At 62.3% G+C, this 3354-nt stretch carries 4 protein-coding genes; all 4 read left to right on the forward strand.

All coding sequences use genetic code 11. The features are described from left to right. Positions 1-998: inositol-3-phosphate synthase (locus EN969_RS22795; protein ID WP_127419410.1), on the forward strand; the 998-nt coding region annotated here is incomplete at its 5' end. Further along, entirely contained in the window at positions 995-1591 is a 597-nt protein-coding gene (locus EN969_RS22800; protein ID WP_063170151.1) for a histidine phosphatase family protein, read from the forward strand. The genes EN969_RS22795 and EN969_RS22800, both read left to right, overlap by 4 nt. 14 nt (positions 1592-1605) lie before the next feature. Beyond that, positions 1606-2706, forward strand: coding sequence for a glycosyltransferase (locus EN969_RS22805; protein WP_063170150.1), 1101 nt, complete (start codon positions 1606-1608; stop codon positions 2704-2706). Next, positions 2706-3354: sugar phosphate nucleotidyltransferase (locus EN969_RS22810; protein ID WP_127419411.1), on the forward strand; the 649-nt coding region annotated here is incomplete at its 3' end. The genes EN969_RS22805 and EN969_RS22810, both read left to right, overlap by 1 nt.

Here is a 3354-nt window from a genome sequence, read left to right on the forward strand (position 1 = left end):
TCCCTGGGCTGATGCATGCCGACCTCGGCGGTTACCACGTCGACGACATCGAGATTGTCTGCGCATTCGATGTCGCCAAGAGCAAGGTTGGCCTCGACGTCGCGGAAGCGATCTACGCCGCCCCCAACAACACGTTCCGCTTTGCCGACGCCATGACAACCGGCGTTCGCGTCGAGCGCGGACCGACGCTGGACGGGATCGGCAAATATTTGCGCGACGAGATTGAAGAAGCTCCCGAGCCGGTTGCCAATGTCACCGAGATCCTGCGTGACAGCAGCGCTGACGTGCTGGTTTCCTACCTGCCGGTGGGTTCCGAGGAGGCGACCTGCTTCTATGCCGAATGCGCACTCGAGGCCGGCTGCGCCTTCGTCAATTGCATACCGGTCTTTATCGCCTCACGTCCGGAATGGCGACGGCGCTTTGAGCAGCGCGGGCTGCCGCTGGTCGGCGACGACATCAAGAGCCAGGTCGGCGCGACCATCGTGCATCGGTTGCTAGCCAATCTCTTCCGTGAACGCGGCGTACGCATCGACCGCACCTATCAACTGAATTTCGGCGGCAACACCGATTTTCTCAACATGCTGGAACGCGAGCGGCTGGAATCGAAGAAAATCTCCAAGACACAGTCCGTGGCCAGCCAGTTCGATGTTCCCCTGGAGCCGGGCAACATCCATGTCGGCCCGAGCGACCATGTGCCTTGGCTCACCGATCGCAAGTGGGCCTATATAAGGGTCGAAGGCACGACCTTCGGCGGCGTGCCGCTCAATGCCGAGCTCAAGCTGGAGGTCTGGGATTCGCCCAACTCGGCCGGCGTGGTGATCGATGCGGTACGCTGCGCCAAGCTGGCGCTCGATCGCGGCATAGCCGGCGCGCTGACCGGTCCCTGCAGCTATTTCATGAAGTCGCCTCCGGAACAGTTCACCGACGCCGAAGCGCGGCAGCGCACGCTCGCTTTTATCGCAGGCAAGGACGAGCCTTTGCTCGATGCCGCAGAATGACGACGACCTTCTTTCTGATCCGCCATGCGGCACACGAAAATGTCGGCTCCTATCTGGCAGGCCGTATGGACGGCGTTTGCCTCGGCGATGCCGGTAAGGCGCAGGCAACGCAGCTTGGCTGCCGCATGGCCCGGGAGCCCATCGTCGCGATCTTGTGCAGCCCGCGCGAGCGTACCCGAGAGACGGCGCTGCCAATTGCGCTCGCCTGCGGTGTCGGAGAAATCGCGATCTGCGCCGAACTTGACGAGATCGACTTCGGCGACTGGTCGGGAAAGACTTTCGATGAGCTGAATGGCGACGCCAGCTGGCGAGCCTGGAATGATCAGCGGCAAGTGGCAAGGACACCGAGTGGCGAGACCATGCACGATGTCCAGCAGCGCGTCGTCGCGGTGATGAATGCTGTCCACGAGCAGCATCCGAATCAGTGTGTCGCCCTGGTCAGCCACGCCGATGTGATCAAGGCCGCCGTCTGCAAGGTCCTTGGCTTGCCGGCCGGCGACTGCTTTCGCTTCGACATCGATCCCGCTTCGATCACGACGATCGTATCGGGGGACTGGGGGGCGAAGCTGATCCGATTGAACGAAGTTGCCTGACGAGGATTTGCCGGATGCAGATGGTCATTTTCGGTCTTACCGTCACGTCTTCATGGGGCAACGGCCATGCCACCTTATGGAGGGGACTGATCCGAGCCCTCGCCCGGCGCGGCTGGTCCGTTACCTTCTTCGAACGCGACACGCCCTACTATGCCGGAGCGCGCGATCTTGATCGCCTGGACGGCGGCAACGTCGTGCTCTACCCGGACTGGGAGGACATCCGCCGGGTCGCGGAGCAAACAGTCAAACAATCGGATGTCGTTATTGTCACCTCTTATTGTCCCGACGCCGTGGACGCCTCGCGGCTGGCGCAGCAGGCAGGCCGCGGACTGCGTGTGTTCTACGATCTGGACACTCCGGTCACGCTTGCCCGCATCGAACAAGGTGAGCGTCCACCCTATTTCGGCCCTGAGGGTCTTGCCGATTTCGACCTCGTCCTGAGTTACACCGGCGGCTCGGCGGTCGACGCGCTGAAGACGGTTCTGGGTGCGCGCCATGTGGTGCCGCTCTATGGGCACGTCGATCCCGACCAACACCGGCCGGCAGAGAAGCGGGCCGAATTCGCCGGTGATCTGTCCTATCTCGGGACCTACGCGGCGGATCGCCAGGCCGGCGTCGAAAAGCTGCTGGTCCGCACCGCCGCGCGTCTACCGGATCAGCGCTTCATCATCGGCGGCGCACAGTATCCGCAGGAATTCCCGTGGGGCGACAACATCTTCTTCGTCAGGCATCTGCCACCGGCCGATCATCCGGCGTTTTTCTCATCCTCCCGACTGACGCTGAATGTCACCCGCGAGGCGATGGTGCAAAAAGGCTGGTGTCCTTCGGGCCGGTTGTTCGAAGCGGCGGCATGCGGGGTGCCGATCATAACCGACACCTGGCCTGGCCTGAGCAGCTTCTTCGAGCCCGGCAGCGAGATCCTGCTGGCCCACGACACCGATGACGTGGTCGCGGCGCTCGCCTTGCCGGCAGATGAACTCGATGCCATCAAAACCCGTGCGCGCGAACGGGTTCTGGATGAACACACTTCTGCCCGGCGCGCGGCGGAGCTGGACCACATTCTAAACGACGCCTTTCAAAGATCTCCCCGCGAACCGATGATGGAAGCAGTCTGATGTTGGGCATTGTGCCCGCTGCCGGGCGCGGCAGCCGCATTCAACCGCTCGGCTTCTCGAAAGAGCTGCTGCCGGTAGGCAGTCGGATCGATGGACAGACGGAGCGTCCCTGCGCGGTGAGCGAGTACCTGGTGCGGCGGATGGTGCGCGCCGGCGTCGACAAGATCTGTTTCATCATCGGATCGGGCAAATCCGACATTCTCGAATATTACGCCGCCGGCTATGGTGACGCTGCGGCTCTGTTCGTGGTGCAGCCCAACCCTGTTGGACTTTGCGATGCGATTTTTCGGGCAGCGCCTCTCGTCGCGCCCGACGAGACGGTTTTGATTGGTTTGCCCGATACGATCTGGTTCCCCGAGGACGGCTTCTCCTGCCTGCCGGATAGTTCCCTATCGTTTCTGCTCTTCCCGGTGGACCGCCCGGAATTTTTCGATGCCGTGGTTCTCGACGAGGGAGATCGGGTGAAGGAAATTCTGGTCAAGCGGCAAGACGCTGCCACGAACTGGATCTGGGGGGCGTTCAAGATGCCGGGCCGGATCTTGCACCAACTCGCTGCACTCTGGCGTGAACGGGACCGGCGTGACGAATATATCGGCACCCTGATCAATGCCTATCTGGCTGCCGGCGGTGAAGCCTACGGTGTCAGGG

Origin of the sequence: Mesorhizobium sp. M7A.F.Ca.CA.003.01.2.1 (genome assembly GCF_003998945.1) — a bacterium.
Classification (GTDB): Bacteria; Pseudomonadota; Alphaproteobacteria; order Rhizobiales; family Rhizobiaceae; genus Mesorhizobium; species Mesorhizobium ciceri.

Excerpts from the sequence above, each read along its gene's own strand:
- EN969_RS22805 (WP_063170150.1), top strand. The coding sequence starts at position 1,606 with ATGCAGATGGTCATTTTCGGTCTTACCGTCACGTCTTCATGGGGCAAC.
- EN969_RS22800 (WP_063170151.1), top strand. The coding sequence starts at position 995 with ATGACGACGACCTTCTTTCTGATCCGCCATGCGGCACACGAAAATGTC.